Origin of the sequence: Streptomyces sp. NPDC048639, assembly GCF_043199075.1 — a bacterium.
GTDB lineage: Bacteria > Actinomycetota > Actinomycetes > Streptomycetales > Streptomycetaceae > Streptomyces.
Map to the genome: position 1 here is coordinate 1 of NZ_JBICVP010000031.1, position 1,411 is coordinate 1,411.

At 69.1% G+C, this 1,411-nt stretch carries 2 protein-coding genes; both read right to left on the reverse strand.

Features of this window, described 5'->3' with window-relative positions; genetic code table 11:
• The coding region (locus ACGFNH_RS32670; protein ID WP_393660008.1) for a beta-ketoacyl synthase N-terminal-like domain-containing protein at nucleotides 1-699 on the reverse strand (699 nt) is incomplete at its 3' end.
• A 60-nt stretch (nucleotides 700-759) separates the two neighbouring features.
• Nucleotides 760-1,411, reverse strand: a 652-nt coding sequence (locus ACGFNH_RS32675; protein WP_393660010.1) for a phosphopantetheine-binding protein, incomplete at its 5' end; no start/stop codon positions are given.

The window sequence follows — 1,411 nt, forward strand, 5'->3', positions numbered from 1 at the left end:
CACACCACCGGCCAACGCCACATCACACTCACCACTACGCAACGCCTGCACCGCAAGATGCAACGCCACCAACGACGACGAACACGCCGTGTCCACCGTCACCGCTGGACCTTCGAGGCCCAGCAGGTACGAGACGCGGCCGGAGACCACGGAGGTGGAGTTGCCGGTCAGCAGGTGGCCGCGTACGTCGTCGGGGATCTCACGCAGCCCGGATCCGTAGTCCTGGTTGCTGCACCCCACGAAGACGCCGGCGCGACCGCCCCGCGCCGACTCCGGGTCGATTCCCGCGTGCTCGAACGCCTCCCACGACGCCTCCAGCAGCAGCCGCTGCTGCGGGTCCATCGCCAGCGCCTCACGCGGCGAGATCCCGAAGAACCCCGCGTCGAAGTCGCCCGCGTCGTGGACGAATCCGCCCTCGCGGGCATAACTGCCGTCCACGCGGCGGGAGTCCGGGTCGTAGAGCGCCTCGGTGTCCCACCCGCGGTCCGTGGGCCATTCCGAGATCGCGTCGGCACCGTCCGCCAGGAGCTGCCAGTAGTCCTCGGGCGACCGCACCCCGCCGGGAAACCGGCAGCTCATTCCGACGATCGCGATGGGCTCGTCCCCTTGGGACTGCAGCTCCTGGAGCTGCCGACGCGTCTCGGCCAGGTCGGCGGTGACCCACTTGAGGTAGTCCCGGAGCTTGTCTTCATTCGCCATTGGAATGTGACCCATACGTTGTAGCGGTAGGAACGACGCGGCCTGCAGCGAAGCGGGCGCTCAGGACCGGCCGAGCTCCTGGTTGATGAAGTCGAAGATCTCGTCGTCCGAGGCCGCCTCCAGTTGCTGGGAGACGGCGGCCTTGGAATCGCCCTCGGCCTGATCACCCAGCTCGGCCAGCATGCTGCGCAGTCGTGCCTTCGCGAGAGACCTGGCGCCGTTATCTGGGGAAAGCCTTGAAATCGTGGAGGCCAACCGGTCCAGCTCAGTGACCAGGGCGGTCTCCGCGCCCGCGTCCTCCTCGCCGAACAGTTCGTCGTCGAGGAACGCGGCGAGGTGCCGAGGCGTCGGGTGGTCGAAGACGAGGGTGCTGGGCAGCCTCAGGCCGGTCTCGGCGGTGAGCCGGTTGCGCAGCTCGACGGCCGTGAGCGAGTCGACGCCGAGTTCCCGGAAGGCCTGGCCCGACCCCACGACGCTGATGTCGCCGTGCCCCAGTACCTCGGCCGCACGCCTGCGCACCAGGTCGAGCAACGCCTGCCGCCGCTCGTCGGCGGCCTGCCCTCCGAGCCTCTGCCGCAGCTCGGACTCCCGCTCGCTGTCCAGTTCCCCGGACGATCCCGTGGTGGTGGTGAGGGCGGTGCGTGCTTCGGGAAGATCGGACAGCAGCGCGCTGGGACGGACACTGGTGTACGCGGGAGTGAACCGGTCCCAC